Origin of the sequence: Microcoleus sp. A003_D6 (assembly GCF_036702825.1) — a bacterium.
GTDB lineage: Bacteria > Cyanobacteriota > Cyanobacteriia > Cyanobacteriales > Microcoleaceae > Microcoleus.
On record NZ_JAUBWA010000111.1, the window covers coordinates 5,033 to 23,663 of the forward strand.

The 18,631-nt window shown below is 46.6% G+C and carries 12 protein-coding genes; 3 read left to right on the forward strand and 9 right to left on the reverse strand.

Translation table 11 applies throughout. From position 1 onward, the window contains the following. The 9 genes from QUB70_RS24920 to QUB70_RS24960 all read right to left on the reverse strand — a co-directional run. A partial coding sequence (locus QUB70_RS24920) for a tetratricopeptide repeat protein (RefSeq protein WP_332984097.1) occupies positions 1–1,426 on the reverse strand: 1,426 nt, incomplete at its 3' end. Continuing rightward, positions 1,423–2,760, reverse strand: a complete 1,338-nt coding sequence (locus QUB70_RS24925) for an ATP-binding protein (protein WP_332984099.1) — start codon at positions 2,758–2,760, stop codon at positions 1,423–1,425. The genes QUB70_RS24925 and QUB70_RS24920, both read right to left, overlap by 4 nt. Before the next feature lie 146 nt (positions 2,761–2,906). Further along, positions 2,907–3,425: a Ycf51 family protein gene (locus tag QUB70_RS24930; RefSeq protein ID WP_332984100.1), complete on the reverse strand. Its 519-nt coding sequence runs from the start codon at positions 3,423–3,425 to the stop codon at positions 2,907–2,909. A gap of 450 nt (positions 3,426–3,875) precedes the next feature. Then, positions 3,876–4,937: an adenylate/guanylate cyclase domain-containing protein gene (locus tag QUB70_RS24935; protein ID WP_332984101.1), complete on the reverse strand. Its 1,062-nt coding sequence runs from the start codon at positions 4,935–4,937 to the stop codon at positions 3,876–3,878. Further along, complete coding sequence (locus tag QUB70_RS24940) at positions 4,934–5,308, reverse strand: response regulator (protein WP_332984102.1); 375 nt, start codon at positions 5,306–5,308, stop codon at positions 4,934–4,936. Before QUB70_RS24940 ends, QUB70_RS24935 begins: the two co-directional genes overlap by 4 nt. Continuing rightward, positions 5,301–8,189: a response regulator gene (locus tag QUB70_RS24945; protein ID WP_332984103.1), complete on the reverse strand. Its 2,889-nt coding sequence runs from the start codon at positions 8,187–8,189 to the stop codon at positions 5,301–5,303. Before QUB70_RS24945 ends, QUB70_RS24940 begins: the two co-directional genes overlap by 8 nt. A gap of 572 nt (positions 8,190–8,761) precedes the next feature. Next, positions 8,762–11,275 (reverse strand): sensor histidine kinase, encoded by a 2,514-nt coding sequence (locus QUB70_RS24950; protein WP_442927820.1) that lies wholly within the window; start codon positions 11,273–11,275, stop codon positions 8,762–8,764. 561 nt (positions 11,276–11,836) lie between these two features. Continuing rightward, positions 11,837–13,174: an ABC transporter substrate-binding protein gene (locus QUB70_RS24955; protein ID WP_442927819.1), complete on the reverse strand. Its 1,338-nt coding sequence runs from the start codon at positions 13,172–13,174 to the stop codon at positions 11,837–11,839. Between the two features lie 66 nt (positions 13,175–13,240). Beyond that, positions 13,241–13,453 (reverse strand): hypothetical protein, encoded by a 213-nt coding sequence (locus QUB70_RS24960; protein ID WP_332984106.1) that lies wholly within the window; start codon positions 13,451–13,453, stop codon positions 13,241–13,243. Positions 13,454–13,602: 149 nt separating this feature from the next. On the opposite strand from QUB70_RS24960, the gene QUB70_RS24965 reads away from it, so the two are divergent. From QUB70_RS24965 to QUB70_RS24975, 3 genes are all read left to right on the forward strand, one after another. Beyond that, positions 13,603–14,181: a Uma2 family endonuclease gene (locus QUB70_RS24965; protein WP_332984107.1), complete on the forward strand. Its 579-nt coding sequence runs from the start codon at positions 13,603–13,605 to the stop codon at positions 14,179–14,181. 117 nt (positions 14,182–14,298) lie between these two features. Then, positions 14,299–14,985, forward strand: a complete 687-nt coding sequence (locus tag QUB70_RS24970; protein WP_332984109.1) for a hypothetical protein — start codon at positions 14,299–14,301, stop codon at positions 14,983–14,985. Positions 14,986–15,458: 473 nt separating this feature from the next. Next, complete coding sequence (locus QUB70_RS24975) at positions 15,459–18,332, forward strand: SUMF1/EgtB/PvdO family nonheme iron enzyme (protein ID WP_332984110.1); 2,874 nt, start codon at positions 15,459–15,461, stop codon at positions 18,330–18,332. Positions 18,333–18,631: the final 299 nt, after the last annotated feature.

Below are 18,631 nucleotides of genomic sequence, written 5' to 3' on the forward strand. Positions count from 1 at the left end.
TGCCCCGATTGTACCAGGCTTCGTGTAAATCTGGTTTGATTTCTAAGGCTTTGTCGTAGGAGGCGATCGCTTCTTCCCATCTGCCTAAATTACCCAGTGCATAGCCCCGATTGTACCAGACTTCGTGTAAATAATCTGGTTTGAATTCTAAGGCTTTGTCGTAGGAGGCGATCGCTTCTTCTAATCTGCCTAAATTATACAGTGAAATGCCCCGATTGTTCCAGGCTTCGTGGTAATCTGGTTTGATTTCTAAGGCTTTGTCGTAGGAGGCTATCGCTGCTTCCAACCTGCCTAAATTACCGAGTGAAATGCCCCGATTGTACCAGGGTTCGTCTTTCTCTGGTTTGATTTCTAAGGCTTTGTCGAAATCGGCGATCGCTTCTTCCAATCTGCCTAAATTACCGAGTGCAACGCCCCGATAGTTCCTGGCTTCGTGGTCATCTGGTTTGAATTCTAAGGCTTTGTCATAGGAGGCGATCTCTTCTTCCCATCTGCCTAAATTACCCAGTGCATAGCCCCGACTCTTCCATGTTTCGTGATAATCTGGTTTGATTTCTAAGGCTTTGTCATAGGAGGCGATCTCTTCTTCCCATCTGCCTAAATTACCCAGTGCATAGCCCCGATTCTTCCAGGTTTCGTGATCATCTGGTTTGATTTCTAAGGCTTTGTCATAGGAGGCGATCGCCTTTGCATATTGTTCAGCAGAGCGATACAATAAAGCTTGTTCAAAAAACAATTCAGCTTTTTGTTCTGGTGTTTGCCCATCTTCATCAATTAAAGTTTGAATCCTCACCAATTCCCGTTTTCGTTCTTCCGGTGTTAAAGATAAATAATCTTCTATCTTCCATCTTTCCAAACAAGCTTTGATTGATTCCCATTTCAGGATTTTTCCATCCATAGACAATTTAAATAAGCTCGATCGCCAATCAAAAAAATCCGGTGCTCGCTGAATAAAATAATTAATTGCAAACTTAGGCAATAGAAAAACAAAACAGATTTTAAAATTATCTCGAAATCGTTCTCGCTGCTGGTTTAAATTAATTAAAACAGGTGGCACACCCCGCCAACTGTAAGAATAAATATCCTTACTTTCCCAGCCGAGATCCTTTTTCTCTTGTTCGTATTCATAAAGTGAATATTCTAAACCCTTGACAAATAGGACCTTGATGGGATCGCGGTTTGGCAACTCTTCAATTAGATTGTAAAAATCATAAACCGATTCCTTTAGTCGCAAAACCTCAATATTTTGCTGCGGAATATCTGTTTTAACTCTAGCAATCCAGCGTTCTCCCTCCGCCGGCGAACACTCAACAAATAACAAGTTAAAGCCATCTGTCCGCTTGATACTGCGTACCAGAGCTCGATATTCTTCCTCCGGTTCTGCGGGCGGTAAATCTTCGTCCCAATCAATTGTTTGTGGTTTCATAGCCCAATTAGTGCAACTGCTTCCTTAAATTGCGGAACGCCTTTAATTAGCGGGTGAACATCATACCAAGGCAGCTTTTCTGCTTCATCGTCAAGGTATCGATATTCCAAAATACAGCGGTTAAATAGCAAATTGCGGTGCTGTTCGTCATTATCTATCTCATGAGAAAGAGATACTTTGGCTAAAATTGGCCATTCATCTTTTCCTGGAGTTCTGCGATAGACATCCCGCTCTTTGGTGATTGCTCTTTGGGCAGCTTTGCCCGTAATTGGCAAGTTCTCTGTTTGATTCACAGCTTCTCGGATCATCTTCATCAAATCCCTAACATGACCTCCACTCATCAAGCAGAGCCGTTCTAGGGTTTCTTTGGTGTCAAACAATCCTGTTTCTAAAGATAGATTTTGATCGATTTTTTGCACCCGCTTCTTAATCAACTCTTTAATTTTAGCAAGTCCCGGTTGGTGAGCGCTACCATCTAGATTTTGCACCAAAATCATTGGTAGCACTTGCGGAGTATTGTACTTATCGCTTAAATCAGCAGCGCGATTGGAATGCACCATCGAAATCGGTACAGTGTAAACAACGTGACAATCTAAAGCCTTGAGTTGTTCGCTGCGGTCTAAGAAAATTTGGTCTAGATTGCTGCGTCCGCCTGCCTCTGTCGCAGAAAATGGCACAATACGATCTAAGTTATCAGCGATCGCTACCAGTTGCGAATATTTATTGGGCAACTTTTTTTTAGCATTACCAATAAACTCATTTAGCGCATCAATCAGCGTTTGTGTTTGAGGATCTATTTTTTCTCGAATTTTCTGGCGCATACTCGGTTGAGTTCTCACCTTCGCCGTCAACTTAGCAAATTGAGAAATTTGCGCTTCTAAGCTCAATTCTTCAAAAGATATTTCTCTTAAACCTAAATCCTTTAAATCGTTCCATCGGTCTTTCATCCAATTGAGCAAAGGTTTGGAGTCAGCCTCTTTAATTGATTCTAATAAGTGTCTGGTGCAAGCTAGCAAAATGTCTGTATATTCAGTATCTTCGGGATTGATGTCTTCCGCGTCAGCCGCGAAGTAAACGACAAAATAACCTCGTTCTTGCAAATGTTGTTCTAACCGCCGCAATTCGGTTGATTTTCCCGCACCGCGATGTCCGGCGTACAACTGACAAGTCATCTCTTCTGAACGCTCGATGTTGCGGCCTAAGTCTACGGTAATATCGTCATCTCCTCGCACTTCCCCACAGTCAACATATTGCGGGTCGCCTGCTGGTAAAGGAGAAGATGGGTTAAAGGTGTTGTAGAGGTCTTTTAGTAGTTTTTCTGTATTTTGAGTCATAAATTTTTTTAGTATTTTTGAGTTTTTATAGGATCAACCGCAGATTTAAGGCAGATGAACAGGGATAAACGCAGATAATTTTAAGAAGAGCGATCGCATCTATGCAAAAGGTTGGGTGCACATGGCGCACCCAACAATCACTACTTTTAGGCTTGGTATTTTTTCAGGGTTGCGACTTTTTCGGGGAAGATTTCGATCGCCATTTTGTCATCATCACGAGTCGCGAGCGATCGCCTCACTTCGCCCAAAAACAGTGGCTGCGACAGCCCCGGTTCAGGATGTACAATTGTACGAACCCGGATTGTCATGTAGTCTCTGCCCCTTCCAGAGCGCCCTGGAGAGTACAAATCCGCAGCCGCTTGCCGCATCGTTGCTTCTAACTCGGATTCGCCGATCGTCGGTGGCACGGTAACTACTGTTTGAGCGCCGCCTGTATCGTAAACTAAAGAATAGCGAACCGCACCCGGAATTTCTGTGCGAGTAAACAGTCCCAAACCCAGACCGAATATACTCGCAGCGACTACGCCCATAAAGCTTGTCACTCCTACCAATCGGAAGCGAAAACCCCATTTCAAGATAAAAGCCAGCACTGTCACAACAGCCAAGACTGCTGTCAGAATTCCCGCCCATTGGGCGTACATTAAAAGGTTAGAATTTACACTCATTTGATAATTTGGTAATTGGTCGTTTAGTCAGTAGTCAGTAGTCAGTAGTCAGTAGTCAGTAGTCAGTAGTCAGTAGTCAGTAGTCAGTAGTCAGTAGTCAGTAGTCAGTAGTCAGTAGTCAGTAGTCAGTAGTCAGTAGTCAGTAGTCAGTAGTCAGTAGTCATTGGTCATTAGTCATTGGTTATTGGTCATCAGTTATTAGTCATCAGTCATTAATCATCAGTCATTAATCATTAGTCATTAGTGATTTTTTAGCGGTCATTAGTGATATCAAATCCTGTAACTACGGAATTATACTATAGTGCCGATCGCGATCGACACTGAATCCAGCGGGACGATCGCACTAAATGCTGATTCGGATGTAAGATGATTTGATAGGACTCCTAACTAATGACTAATGACCAATGACCAATGACTAATGACCGATGACCAATGACTAATGACTAATGACTAATTAGCCTTTCGGGCCACAAGCAGATAAGTCATCATATCGCCTTTGCCTTTCACCGGAATCACGCCGCGCTCCTGGAAAACGTACTTATCCCGCAGCCGCTCGTAGGTAGCAACTGTCACCTGAATGCCGCCGGGGACGCCTTGAGATTCCATCCGGGAAGCCGTATTGACAGTATCTCCCCACAAATCGTAGGTAAACTTTTTAGTACCGATTACCCCAGCTTCCACCGGGCCTGTGTGGATGCCGATGCGGATACTGAGTGGTCGATCGCCCTTAGTGCGCATATTAGCAATTGTCGCTTGAATGTCGATCGCCATTTCGGCGATCGACTCGGCGTGGTCGTCGCAGGGCGTCGGCAAACCGCCAACAACCATATAAGCATCGCCGATCGTCTTAATTTTCTCAAGTCCGTAGCGCTCGGCCAACTCGTCAAAAGCCGAAAAAATCTCGTTGAGCAACTCCACCAACTGGGCCGGCGACAAATGAGCCGAAAGCTTAGTAAAACCGACCAAATCGGCAAACATCACTGTTACCTCAGCGAAACTGTCGGCGATCGTACTTTCCCCCTGTTTGAGGCGCTGCGCGATCGCCTTCGGTAAAATATTTAACAGCAAACGCTCGGACTTTTCCTTTTCCTCAGCCAACTCCCGTAAATACGCCTGCTCCTTATCCCGCAGCCGCTTCTTTTCCAGACAAGCGCTAATCCGAGCTTTGAGCAATACCGGATTGAACGGTTTAGAAAGATAATCCTCCGCCCCCAACTCTATACATCGGACGATACTGTCGATATCGTCCACCGCCGAAATCATAATCACCGGGATGTGGCGCAAATTCTCGTCCGCCTTCAGACTTTCGAGCACTTGATAGCCGTTCATCTGCGGCATCATAATGTCGAGGAGAACCAAATCAAAAGGCTCGCTTCGCATCATTTCCAGAGCTTGGAGACCATCTTCAGCAACACTCACCGCGTGACCTTGACGCTGAAGTCGGCGGGCCAGCAAATCGCGGTTCACCTCATTGTCGTCAACAACCAGCACGCTGCCCTCGTCACCTTTCATGTCATAGCCTCTTTTAGAAGCATTTCAATCTTACCCAGAAGTCGGGGAAACTCGACCGGTTTGGTGTCGTAGTCGTCGCAGCCGGCGGCCAGACACTTTTCACGATCGCCCGCCATTGCGTGAGCCGTCAAGGCAATCACCGGAATCGTGCTAGTTTCAGGAGTCGCCTTAATTTGCTGGGTTGCTTGCCACCCGTCGAGTACCGGCAGACTCATATCCATCAGAATCAAATCCGGTACTTTCGATCGCGCCATCGACACTCCCTCAGCACCGTCAACAGCAATAAACACCTCGTGTCCCTTGCGGGCCAGACGCCTAGAAAGCATATCCCTATTCATTTCGTTATCTTCGACCAACAGGATTTTAGCCATTGGTGTTCTCCTTGCCTTTCGAGTCGTACCTGCGATCGAGCCTGTCATTCACTATAGAGCGAACATCGCGCAGCAAAGTATCGAAACTGTAGACTCCCTTTTGTAGCACTCGATCGACATAGCCGTTGAGCTGCTGGCTTTCGGCAGTCGTCAGGTCTTTAGCAGTAGTAATCACCACAATCGGTATAGGATCTCCAGAATGCGACTTGCGAAGTTCGGCGATCGACTCAAAACCATCCATTTCTGGCAGCATCAAATCCAGCAAGATTAGGTGCGGGCGAGAAACTTCTAGCTGTTCGAGAGCACCCCGTCCGCTGTCAGCTTCCGCCACTGCCCAGCCTTTTTTTTCTAGTATGCGCCGCAGTATTTTGCGCGTGGTATCGTCATCTTCCACAACTAATATCTGACAGGGCAAGCTGTTAGCCGCAACGCCGTCTCGGTCGCGTCGGTACTTGTTCAACAAGGCAGCCAGCCGTTTGCCGTCCACTGGTTTGGTGAGGTAGTCCGAAGCGCCCAATGCAAAGCCGAGGCTTTTGTTGCCAACAAAGGATAGCAGGATTACGGGAATGTCGGCAAGGTCAGGATCTGCCTTCAGGGCCGAAAGCACCGCCCACCCGTCCATTCCGGGCACGATCGCATCGAGGGTAATAGCGTCCGGCCGCAGTTGCTTAGCGAGTCTGAGAGCTTGCTCGCCCCCGCCGGCGACTTCTACGTGCAGTCCTTGGCGAGCCAGGGCGCGCTGGATCGAATCCCGCGATATCGGGTCGCCGTCAACTACCAGCACCGTGCCGACACCGGAGGCGCCGGGAGAGTTAGTGCTGTCGCGGACGTTGTTGGGGATTTCCGGCTGTTTGCTGATAGCTAATCCCAAACCCGTACCGCCGTACTTGCGGGTAGTCGAAGCATCCGCTTGGGTGAAAGGTTGGAAAACTCGCTGCAATTGCTCTTGTGTCATGCCGATGCCGGTGTCGGCGACGCGGAAACTTAAAAATTCGGAGTTGGAAATTAAAATTTGGGAAGATTCCTCTTGATTTTTCATTCTTAATTGTTCATTTTTAATTGTTTCGACTCCGATCGCAATTCTCCCGTTTTTGGTAAACTTGGCAGCGTTGCTGAGCAGATTCAGCAGCACTTGCCGGACTTTGGTCGTGTCCGCGTGCATGGTGTCGAGCTTGTCGGGACAGTAGAAGAATTCTAGGGTGTTGCCGTTTTTCTCGACCAGCGGCCTCGCCGTGGCGACAGCACTTTCAATTAAGGCATGGATGTCGAAGGTTTCTAAGTAGAGATCCATTCGGCCTGCTTCAATTTTAGAGATATCTAAGATGTCGTCGATCGATGACAGCAGGTGTTTGCCTGCGGTGCAGATTTTTTCGAGGTCGGGGACGGATTCGCAACTGCCCAATTCTTCGGCTTCTTCTTTGAGCATTTCGCTGTAGCCGATGATGGCGTTGAGCGGCTTAGGCAGTTCGTGGCTCATGTTGGCGAGAAATGTGCTTTTTGCCCGGTTGGCTGATTCTGCTGCTTCTAGGGCCGACTGCATGGCGGATTCTGCCTGTTTGCGATCGGTATCGAGCTTTTGGGCGATCCAAGGGATTTGTGCGAGTTCTATTTGTTTGTCGGTGCTGTCTTTTTTTATTGCGGGAATGCCGTCGGCACACCACTCGTAGGTTTTGTCGGCGCGGGTTTTGTCTTCAGATAACAGGTAGATGTAACTGCGGTCAAAGCCGGTGAAGGTGGCGATTTTTTCCCAGACTCGATCGATGCTTTTGTCTATTTTTGATAAGGGCTGGCCGATTAAATCGGTTGACAAATTGGCAATTAACTGATTGAATTCTACTCTATACTGCAAAGATTGTGCTACTTTTTGGAGATCGGTAACGTCTCGAAAGCTCCAGACTCTGCCGACTGTTTTCGCTCCGACTTTTGAGGGAAACGAATTTAATTCAATAATTTTTCCGTCTTTAAATTCTAATAATTCGCTGATTTGAGTATCTGGATCTGCCGACACTTTCATCGCGTTTTCGAGAAATCCTTGGGGGTCTTTTAATTGTTCCCGGGCGTTGGGGAATCCTGTTTCGAGCGGTTTTTTGACCGTGCCTGCGGTCGATCGGCTCAACTTTCCTTGGCTCGCGGACAAACCCCACATCTCGACAAATTTCTGATTGTAATTGCATACATTGCCGTTTCTGTCAACCGCGAGAATTCCAGCATCTGTAGATTCTATAACTGCTTGCAGCATCGAGTTCGATCGCTTGTGTTCTCTAATGTCAAAAAACACCAAGACTGAGATTTCGCCACCGTCAACTGCGGGATTGAAAAAATAGGAAACTGGTAAAATCTTGCCGTCGCGGCACAGAAACCCGTCGTCCCAATTGCTGCAAGGTTGACGGTCGGCGATCGCCTCTTGTAAAGATATTGTAGGTGCGATCGGCCTATCTTCACTTTTACTTACTCGATCGGTCAAAACTTGGGATTTCTTGCCTTTGTTTTGCTTCCCGATGCGTTCTAGCAGCGAAACGCCTGCAAGTTCCGACTGTCGCCACCCCAGCAAGCGTTCGGCCTCTGGATTCACCGAGAGGACAAACCCCTTGGCGTCAAGGATACACAATCCCGCCCCCAAACTGTTGAATAGCGCTGGCGGTCGATCGATTTCTGAAGCTGCTGGAGAGTCTTGAGGGGACTGCCGCGAGTGGGTTAAATCTTTTAGCGCCACCGTCTCGGAGTTCAAACAATCCTGCTGCTGAAGTTCTTGCTGGCTCGGAACTCCGTCATAGCTACAACTTACCTGCTTTAAGAATAGCTGCCACTGCTGTGCAGTAGGAGGGGAAGATTCGCCGGCTAAACCAAGCTGTTCGAGTTGGCGCTGGAGGTGGGGGTGCATATTTTCTGGCGCTTTGTAGGCAACTTTCTACAGTATATCTTTTTAATTAATAATATATATAGGCTGCTATAGGGTTAGTGGAAAGGTAAAGGTACGCGAGCCAAGCAAATCACAGGTTTGATCGAAAAGCCGAGCGATCGCCTCTGGTATCCAAAATCTTTCCAACTGCGCTAATTATAGCGACATCAGAACTTTTAAGGGTTGTCAACAAACCACTGCTCTGAATGTCGGATCGCGCTCAAAAATAATATCATATTATCAAGTGAAATTACGCTCAAAAACTCGGTGGCAGCCACAAAATGATCGCGGACGCTCGCACTGCAATGGAAAAATTCATCTTCCATGCCAGCGCCACCGAGTTCAGGACTTTTCGTACTTAATCATAACTTAATTACCCTGAGATAGCCAGACATAATATTATACCTCTATGTTACCCAAAAAGCACTAAAAAACTGAGTTTATAATGTGATTAATTATGTTCCAAATCTCCATACCTGCTAGTGATGAAAGAATCAGCAACTTGCGGAGGTAAATAAAATTGGCACCGCTCGAAAATAACGGTCAACAAATTATTATTTCTCAGACTTTTCGGTTGATATCGAAAGGTCGGTGAAAATAGCTGGCAGCCGAATTGTAAAAGTAGAACCTTTATCCAACTCGCTGAATGCGGTAATGTCTCCGCCCATCATTTCGCAGAATTTCTTAGTAATCGTCAGCCCCAAACCAGTGCCGCCGTACTTCTTAGTAGTTGAGGAATCGGCTTGCGTGAAAGGCTCAAAGATTCTGGCTAACTGTTCGGGACTCATGCCAATGCCGGTATCTTTGACTGTAAAAACTATCCAATCTTGAGGGGAAGATAAGAGAGACAAGCTATTTTCAGCTTGGCCATCTCCTGTATACGCTCCAAGTCTTTTGCCTCTCGATGCCGCCTCGGCGGGGGTTACGACGGATCGGGTAACGGCGAAGGTAATCGCGCCGGAGCAAGTAAATTTCGCGGCATTGCTGAGGAGGTTGAGCAGAGACTGCCGGAGTTTAGTCAAGTCGGTCTGCATCGAGCCAATATCCTCGGGGCATTGTATTTCTAGGATATTGCTATTTTTGTCTGCCATCGGCGCGATCGTGGCGACTACTTCCTCAACCAAAGTTGAAATGGTGAAGGTTTCGAGGTGGAATTCGATGTGGCCTGCTTCAATTTTGGTCAAGTCGAGAATATCTTTAATCAGGTCTAGTAGGTGCTTGCCGGCCGTGTTAATTCTCTGGAGGTCGTCGATGAACTCTTCGGCACCGAGGTCTCGGGCGTCTTCTTGCAGGATCTCGCTGTAGCCGATGATAGCGTTGAGGGGGGTTCTGAGTTCGTGACTCATGTTGGCGAGAAAAATGCTTTTCGATCGATTTGCAGCTTCGGCGGCTAATGCGGCGCGGCGGAATTCTTCGGAACGCAAGCGTTCGGTGATGTCGCTGGTCATGATTAAAACGCACTGAGTGCTGCCGAGGTCGATGAGTTCCCCTGACAGCAGCCAGTCGCGCACTTCGCCGGCTTTGGTGCTAATTTTGATTTCTTGGTTGGCGATCGAATTTTGTGATTGCAATATCTGGGCGAGCCGCCTCACGTCTTCTGAATCGATCAATATTCCTAAGTCGCTGGCGGTGCGGCCGATAAATTCGTGCCGCAGCCAGCCTAAAGAGCGCAAAAAGCTTTCGTTGGCATCGAGGAAGCATCCGTCTGTGAGGGTGCAGATGCTGATGCCGACTGGGGAGGCGTGAAAGGCCTTGGAAAATCTTTCTTCTGAAGAACGCAGGGCTGCTTCGGCTTGCTTTCTGTCTGTGATGTCTTGGACGGTGCTGGTGATGTAGAGGGAGTTGACGGCGGCTTGTTCGTAGACTGTGCGGTTGCTGCCGTCGGGGAGTACGAGCCTGTAGTCGATGCTGTAAGGCTGTTGGTGAAATAAAGCGGCTTCGATCGAGGTTTTGACTAATTCTCTGTCTTCGGGGTGTACGTATTCCAAGAAGGCTTCGAGGGTGGGTTCAAAAGTTCCCGGCCGCTCTCCCAGGATGCGGTAAATTTCCTCTGACCACCGCAATTGCTGGGTGTTGCGGTCTAAGTCCCAGTTGCCTAGCTGGGCGATGCGTTGGGCGTTGGCGAGGCTGGCTTCGCTGGCGCGCAGGGAGGCTTCTGCTTGGTGGCGTTCGGCGACGGTGGCGGCTAAGACTAAGCCGGTGACGGCGATGACGGCGATGAAGGCTTGGAGGGATAACAGTGCTTGGGGGATGCTGCTGGCGTGTTTGAGAAAGGGGCCGCTGCCTCGGGCTATGCCCCAGATGGCGAAGCCGCAGAGGATGAAGTTGGAGAGGGCCGTGTAGCGCTGGCCGAATCGAAAGGCAGCCCAAACTACTAGGGGAAATGGTAAGTATTCGAGGGGATAGCGGGCGTAGGCGGCGCGCGTGCGCGAGCAGAAGACGAGCCAGCCGACTGCTAGCAGCAGCAGCAGCCAAATCGCTCGTTCTGCAATCTGTTTGGGACGGGTGGGGACTTTGGGCAATTTGCGCCACGTCAGCAGTAGCGGGGCGACGAGCAAAATTCCCATAGCGTCTCCTACCCACCAAGTCCCCCAAATCGTGCCAAAATTGCTCCAGCTAGATAAACCGGTCAGGCACACGAGGATGCTGCCGATGCTGGAATTGATCAGGGTAGATCCCAATGCTGCTAGCACGACTATTCCTAAAACGTCTTTGAGCCGATCGAGCCCGGCGCTAAAGTTAATGTTTTGCAGCAGATAAGTTCCCGTCCACGCTTGCAGGGTTCTGGCGCCGGCCGAGATCAAGGCCGTGCCGATGTTGGCCGACGGTACGCTCATGCTGAACAGGAAGCCTCCGATCGCGATTCCCGGCCACAGTTGCCGCCCGAACAGCAGCAGGGCGACTTGGGCAATTCCTGCTGCCGGCCACATGGGGTAAACTTCTGAGCTGAGGGTGAGGGTGGAAATTGCGAATTGCGACGCCAAATAGTAGATCGGGGCGATCGCGCCTACTGCGAGGAAGTACCGCCAGGAATGTCCTTTGATTGCGTTAAGGAACTTTGTCTGCATTGTCGTTTCGGGAAAAGGTGGACGGTGGTTGGGGTCTGAGTAGGTGGCACGGGACAGGCACAGGGTAGAGAAAATGTTTCTATTAGGTGATGGTAGGTCATGGGTGGTAGGTAGGGGGAGAACCTTTTGAGCTAATTTTTTGCGGCGCTGTTGAGGGTTTGGTTTTTTTTTTGCTGTGCGATCGCATCTGTGCGTGAATTTCGGGAGCATCCCTTTTTTGCCAATATATCTGTGATGGCTGAAGATTCGGTCTGTAAATTTTTGGTTTTTGTTAAAGATTTATTACCTAGCGACTGCCGGTGTTTTTTCATGTTGGGCGATCGCAACTCAATTCACCCTAACATTTTTCACCATGCTCAATAATACCTAAGAAACCGATAACAACGACGTAAAATCTCTGCTTTGAGGTAAGTCTGGGGCAAGAAACCCGGTTTCTGATTAGAAGTGCAGGCGGGAGTTATTTTCAGTAGATTTTCGACCAATTAATCGAGGCTTCAAGTCTTTAGATCGAATAAGCGTGAAAGCGGAGAATTTACAGCAAAAAAAAATATTTTCCTTTTTCTATTTCCCTTTTGCTGTTGCATCTAAGGTTAGTGTCAAACGCTCTTGAGCTTCTTTAAGGGCGTCTTGGGGGTTGCGGCCGAGAAGGGTTGCTTCTATGGCGCGGCCGAGGTTTTCAGACAGGCGGGAGTAACCTGAGATAATGGGTCGCGATCGGGCCGAGTTCATTTGTTCTAAAAATACTCGCAAAACAGGGTTTTTTTCCACAAAGCTTTGATAAGTTTGGCTCTGTCTCGATTTTAAGCTAATTGGCAAGTAACCTGTTCCCAATGCCCATGCTGTTTGGAATTTTTCACCTAGAACGTATTCTAAAAATTGTAGGGCTGCTTTTTCGCGATCGGGCGATGTTTTCATTAAAAATAGGTTTTCACCCCCCACGACGGCTGCGGAGCGATCTCGGGCGGGTACAGGCATCACTGCATAGTCGATCGCGCTTTGCTGCAATTGTGCTAGCGTCCACGGCCCGGTGATTTGCATGGCGACTTTGCCGGCGATGAAGTTGTCGAGTTCGTAACCGCGTTCGGGTGCTGACAGTATTGCTGAACCTTCTTTTAACAAGTCGCTCCACAATTCTAAGGCGGCGCGAGAACCGGGATTGTCTATTTGGGGTACGGAAGTTTGAGGTGTTTCGGCTTTGAGTTCGCCGCCTGCGCTGAACATGAATGGCAGCCAGGTAAATACTGTCCATTCTCCTTTGCCTAGGGGGAGCACTATGCCGTGTTGGTCTGTGCGGCCGTCTCCGTTGGTGTCTCGCGTGAGCGATCGGGCTGCTTGCTTTAATTGCGCCCAATTCTGCGGAACTTCTTTGATTCCTGCTGCTTTAAATAAGCTGGGACGGTAAAATATGGCGGTGTTGTTTGTCGCTAAGGGAATTGACCAAGTGTGTCCGTCCAGTTCCATTGACTCGAAGAGTGACGGGTATATTTCAGCTTTCCGGGGCGATTTATCGAGCCACTTTTCTAAGGGTTGAATTGCGTTGAGTTCTGCGAGTTTTCCTGAAATTGTGGCAGAATTCCAAAGCAAATCGGGCGGCGCATTTCCTACTATTGCTGTTAGAATTTTTGGCAGTTGTTGGTCGGGCTGACCGATGTAAATTTGTTCTACTTGGATGTTGGGATGTGTTTTGTTGAATTTATCAGTGAGGGTTTTAAATACGTCGCGATTGGGCGGGGGATTGATGCCGTGCCACAGGGTAATTTTTATTGGTTCGCCGTTTTTGGATGCGGGTGCTGTGCTGTTTTGACAGCCGCTTAATATTAGCAGGTTTAAGGTTAGTAAAATGCAGACAGCTAGTTTTAGTTTCATATTAATTGTTTTGGATAATTTGGATAAAATCATTTTTTAGTTGGATTAATGGAAGAAGATTTTTTTTAACCGCAGATGAACGCGGATGAACGCGGATAGTTAGAGGTTGGTAAAACGGGCTAAATCTAGAAAATCGGCGGGTAGCTGATTTGTCTCTCCTTCTGAGGTATTTTGAAACAAAACGGTGAAAGCTCCTGCTCCTAGTTTATCTTGCGGCGACATCCGATAGCAAGGAATTTCTGTCAAGTGCGATCGATATTTTGCATGATGCACTTCGACGGGATAGAATGCGGTAATTTGGTTAATAGCCATTGGCTGACTTGTTCGTGATGAATGTACTTTTTGGGTGGTGAGGTATCGGCCAATAAGCTGCGGCTGAGTTTAAGCAGGAGATTCGACGGGTTTTCCATGTTTGGGGAGATATGATAAGATTGAGATTAGCAGTAAACCAGGTAAATCAGATGATAATTCCTAGTGTAGAACAGTTAGATTTAACTTTGGAAGAATGGATGCAAAATCCTCCAGACGGGACGGAGTGGGCGGACGGTAAAGTTATAGTCAAACATCCTGTAGAATTTGTCAATGGACAAGTAGTGGGGAAACCGGGAATGACTGCAAAAACTCGCCGCATTCAATCAAAGCTAGATTATTACTGGAGAAGTTACATGATCTCAAGCGGGCAAGGGGGCGAGGTTTATGTCGAAGTCACTTGTCAAACTATGAAAAAAGGGCGAATACCGGATGTATCTTATATTACTCCTGAATTGTTGGCGCAAGTTGGGGAGTTTTCAGTTTTGCCTCAGAGTTTTCCGCTGCTAGCTGAGATTGTTTCGCCAAGCGATTTTGCAGATGATGTTTTTGCTAAGGCACAGGAGTATTTAGAGTCGGGATGTCTGGAAGTTTGGCTGCTGTTTCCTAAAAGCAGTTGGGTGTTAGTAATTACTCAAGGTGAGGCAGTTTTATTTAAGGCTGGTGAGGTGGCGATAACTCAGGTTGTTTTGCCAGGATTTAGGGTGGCGGTGGATGAATTAATGGCGTAGTTTGGTTGTTATTATAGAATCTCTATGCAGCCTGTCAGACTAATTTTTGCGTAAGTCCTGTATAATCCTAAATTTTCCGCTACAATCAATACATAGTTATTATTTTGGTCAGCAGCTATGAATAATCCCCTGCCAGATCCCGGACAAAATAACCTGCAATCTCAATTCAATGATTTTCTGCAATCTTTAGGCATCGACACGCCACACACGCCTCCACATTCCGACCCAAGTTTACCGCACAATAATTTACCTGACTACTCCCAACAACATAATTTTGTCGATTCCACCATTAATCAACCGGGAATTATACCAGATTTCCCTCAAACGGCATGGGTAGAGCCGCCTCAACAGTATAATTTACCCGATCGACACCATGACTGGCATCAAACATCAGGAGTCGATCCACATCATCTGAATCAAAATCAATGGCACGAACCTCAACAAGTTTGGACGTTGAACTCCTCTTACACAACTTCTCCGGGAACCGATGATGTCATCAAAGGGCCTCACATTGATATCCGAGATAGCGGTCATATTTATCTGCATCAGTTAAATGGTGAAACTGTTGATGTGGGTTATGTTCGAGGTCATGCCATGTATAACTCATCAGGTTGGGAAGTGGGTTATTTTAAAGACAATGGAGAAGTCTATAAGTACAATTATTCCTCAGCGGATAATTGTATTGGCAAAGTAGAAAATGGTCACATTTATAATGTCGAACATAAAGAAATAGGACGCGCTGATACCAATTTGGAAGGCGCGGCACATTTATTATTTGCAGTAGGAGGTGGCGCGAAAACTTAGTATGATATGACTTACGCACTACGAACTAAGAAACCGGGTTTTTAAACCGAGATTTAGGGTTTTCAACCAGTATTTTCGTTAAAAACCCGGTTTCTGACCACCCGTGCCTAAGTCCTATTCATCAACCTTGTATCATATATTGTAGGGGCGGGTTCGCCAGAATATTTAACCTCAAAACCGGGATATTCCTAAACCCGCCCCTAGTTTGTTGCATCATCTTCTTGATTAAACACCAACTATACACAATAGGAACAATTTTTTGTGACGAAATCATTACCAGGAAAAAAAGGATTTTGGGGTAACTTTGGCGACTATGCTAAATCGGTACTTGCACCGACAAATATCGACAAGATCGCATAGCTGAAACCGCCATCTATACTGCTACAATTAATTCAGATAATGCTGAGAAACAAAGAAAGTTACAAGAAAAAATTACTGTTGTACAAGCCTTACAACATAAAGCAACTCTTGAAGTGACACAGGAACAAGGCGACTTAAATCGAGGATTACAGCGAGATATAACTGAAATAAATATCGCTTTTCAAGGCAATGAAGGCAGACTAAATCGTGAGTTTCAAGGCAATGAAGGCAGACTAAATCGTGAGTTTCAAGGCAATGAAGGCAGACTTAACCGAGGTTTACAGCAATACGTCGCAGAAATCAATATTGCTTTCCAAGGCAATGAAGGCATACTAAATCGTCAATTACAAGACAGTTTAGCACGATTAAATCGAGAAGTTCAAGCCAATGAAGGCAAACTAAATCGCGAGCACAGCGCCCAACTAGAGGTATTTCGCGCCGAATTACAAAAATGGTGCATTGCCGAACAGCGTCAACTTCAATTAGAATTAAAACAGTTAGATGCACTCCTAGCGCGAGAAATGTCTCTGGCGAATCGGGAAGCAGCAATTGCATCAATTGTCAAGCAAAAAAACCTAGAAAATTCCCCAATTCTAGTCACCGCCGAAAACATTATTACTAACCTCAACCCCGAAGATACGCCCATTTTACGAGTTTTCTTATCACCTCCAGTCTTAACTCACGATTCAGCGAAAGGGAATCAAAACTTCCCCGTATCTGAAGAATTTTTAAGCAACTATCTGCGAACCTTCCTAGATAAGTATATCAACGACGGTCGGCCAGTGCAATTTATGGGCGGTTCTTGGCGCAGTAACGTCTTTCGGGAAGAAGCGGCGGCGGAAAACTTATTTGCGGGTTTGCGCGTCATTCCCACCCTGATTTTAGACTCATCAGCTACGCCAGATAAGTTTTATTTGCGCTTTGGTTTTTGGCATATTAATTTCAAAAAATATCGCTACAAAACTCCAATTAATCAGTTACCTTGGCGCGAAGTCTTGTATGATTTTGCCAAACAACGGGCGTTGAATTGGCAAACTAAACGACAAGCGTATATTGACGCTGGGAAACCTGTGGCTGAGTTTGATATTCGTTATGGTGAGGAAACAGTTAAACGCTATCAGCAAAATTTGCGGACACTGGAAATTGAACGCACTGCATTAGAAGAAGGAGAAGATTTAAGCGAAATTAATCGCCCTTATAATCTTCACGAAAATGATTACACTGATTTAGGCGAATTTATCGGCATCTGCCACGCTTTAATCGCGGGTTTAATTGCCGATGAATATTGCTTGATATTTCTGCCGCCCAATCAGCGGAAAACCCCTTTACTGCCGCAGTTACTCCCAGAAATGTTGGCGAAACTTCCCGCTGAGGAACAGAATGCAGTCACAGAAATTGCCGTCAGTTATTATCAGGGAGTCTATGATTATTTAGCCACAGAACAATCGGCATTAATTCCTGATTTGCGTTTGGATTTAGCTGTATCTCTGTTGAGTTTGGCTGACAAGCCGTGGGCGGCAGCACAATTGTATTTGTCTGTCCAAGATTGGTTAAAGTTACATGGTTTACCGATTCCAGAACAAAGTCAGTTATTAAGTGTTTTGGCGGCAGCTTTAACCATTGACGATTTGCCCTATGTAACCAAGCTAAATCAATGCTTGCAAGGTTTGGGAACGACTTTACAATTAAGCATCATTGACTCTTGTTGGCAACGGGGTTTACGACGGGCAGCAAATGGGGAATATTCCTCGGCAATTACAGATTTTCATCAAGTTTTGCAGTTAGATAGTTCTCGCTTGGATGCCAATATTCAGCGCGGTTTGGCCTATTATCAAATTGCTGAGTATCAGGGCGCAATTGCTGATTTTGACCGGGTATTGCGACTCAATCCGAATGATGCGGCTGTTTACTATTATCGCGGATTAGTTTATCAGAAATTAGGACAGTTGGAACTGGCAATTGAAGATTTTAATCGCGCTTTGCAAATTAATCAGAGTTTACCGGGTGTATTGCATATTCGCGATGTGGCTGTGGGTATATTAGATGAGAGAAAACGGGAAATAGATGTAAAACGTCAGCGCGAGGAAGACGAAAAAAGGGCACGTCAACGGCGGGAAGCAGAAGCGGAACGTCAACGCCGGGAGGAAGAAGCTAGTAAAGGTAAAGAATTTACTTTTGAACTCATCACGGTGGATGGGAAGGGGAAAGAAAGTAGCAAGCAGTTGGGGAAAGGTTATCAAAAAGACGACGATTTGGGTAATGGAATTAAGCTGGAAATGGTTTATGTTCCAGCGGGTAGTTTTATGATGGGTTCACCGTCGGGAGAAGGTAGTGATAATGAACGTCCACAACATCAAGTTACTTTTGCCCAACCATTTTATTTAGGGAAATATGCGGTTACTCAAGAACAATGGCAAGCGGTGATGGGAAATAACCCTTCTGATTTTAAAGGTGCGAAGCGACCTGTAGAAAGTGTTACCTGGAATGACGCTGTGCAATTCTGTCAAAAACTTTCTCAAAAAACAGGGAAGAATTATCGTTTGCCGAGTGAAGCGGAATGGGAATATGCTTGTCGGGCAGGTACGACAACACCTTTCTATTTTGGTGAAACAATTACCCCAGATTTAGTTAATTATGATGGCAATTATCCCTACGGTGCTGCACCGACAGGACTTTATCGCCAAGAAACAACGCCGGTAGGGAGTTTTCCGCCGAATGCCTTTGGTTTATACGATATGCACGGAAATGTTTGGGAATGGTGCGCCGATCCTTGGCATGGCAATTATAACGGTGCACCATCTGATGGTAGTTCCTGGGAAACTGGCGGAAATGATAACCGGGTGCAGCGTGGAGGTTCGTGGTACAGCTATGCGGTCGTTTGCCGTGCTGCCTTCCGCCACTTCGTCTCTGCGGGCCTCTCGAGCAGGAGCGGGGGTTTTCGTGTTGCGGTAGCTTTGGCTGTCCCTTCCTCCCTGTCTTCCCTGTGAGGACTCTTCTTTGCTCTTTTGCCCTTTTGCCCTTTACTCTTCTTCTCTTTTCACTTGGGTTGTCGCCTCTGGCGACTCGATTTATTTTCAGAAATGATAGCAAATCCGGTTAAATAGACATAATTTCGGATGGGGCGGGTTCGCCGAAATATTTGCTGTCCATCGACAAATTATATAAACCCGCTCGATTTATTTTCAGAAATGATAGCAAATCCGGTTAAATAGACATCTCCAAAAACTTCAATACACTTCTGTGACTAAGTTTCAAGCTGGTGAACGCCATTCCAAGCAGACCTCAG

Bases quoted from the DNA above. Each gene is read 5' to 3' on its own strand.
- QUB70_RS24925 (WP_332984099.1), bottom strand. From the start codon at position 2,760: ATGACTCAAAATACAGAAAAACTACTAAAAGACCTCTACAACACCTTT.
- QUB70_RS24930 (WP_332984100.1), bottom strand. From the start codon at position 3,425: ATGAGTGTAAATTCTAACCTTTTAATGTACGCCCAATGGGCGGGAATT.
- QUB70_RS24935 (WP_332984101.1), bottom strand. From the start codon at position 4,937: ATGAAAGGTGACGAGGGCAGCGTGCTGGTTGTTGACGACAATGAGGTG.
- QUB70_RS24940 (WP_332984102.1), bottom strand. From the start codon at position 5,308: ATGGCTAAAATCCTGTTGGTCGAAGATAACGAAATGAATAGGGATATG.
- QUB70_RS24945 (WP_332984103.1), bottom strand. From the start codon at position 8,189: ATGCACCCCCACCTCCAGCGCCAACTCGAACAGCTTGGTTTAGCCGGC.
- QUB70_RS24950 (WP_442927820.1), bottom strand. From the start codon at position 11,275: ATGCAGACAAAGTTCCTTAACGCAATCAAAGGACATTCCTGGCGGTAC.
- QUB70_RS24955 (WP_442927819.1), bottom strand. From the start codon at position 13,174: ATGATTTTATCCAAATTATCCAAAACAATTAATATGAAACTAAAACTA.
- QUB70_RS24960 (WP_332984106.1), bottom strand. From the start codon at position 13,453: ATGGCTATTAACCAAATTACCGCATTCTATCCCGTCGAAGTGCATCAT.
- QUB70_RS24965 (WP_332984107.1), top strand. From the start codon at position 13,603: ATGATAATTCCTAGTGTAGAACAGTTAGATTTAACTTTGGAAGAATGG.
- QUB70_RS24970 (WP_332984109.1), top strand. From the start codon at position 14,299: ATGAATAATCCCCTGCCAGATCCCGGACAAAATAACCTGCAATCTCAA.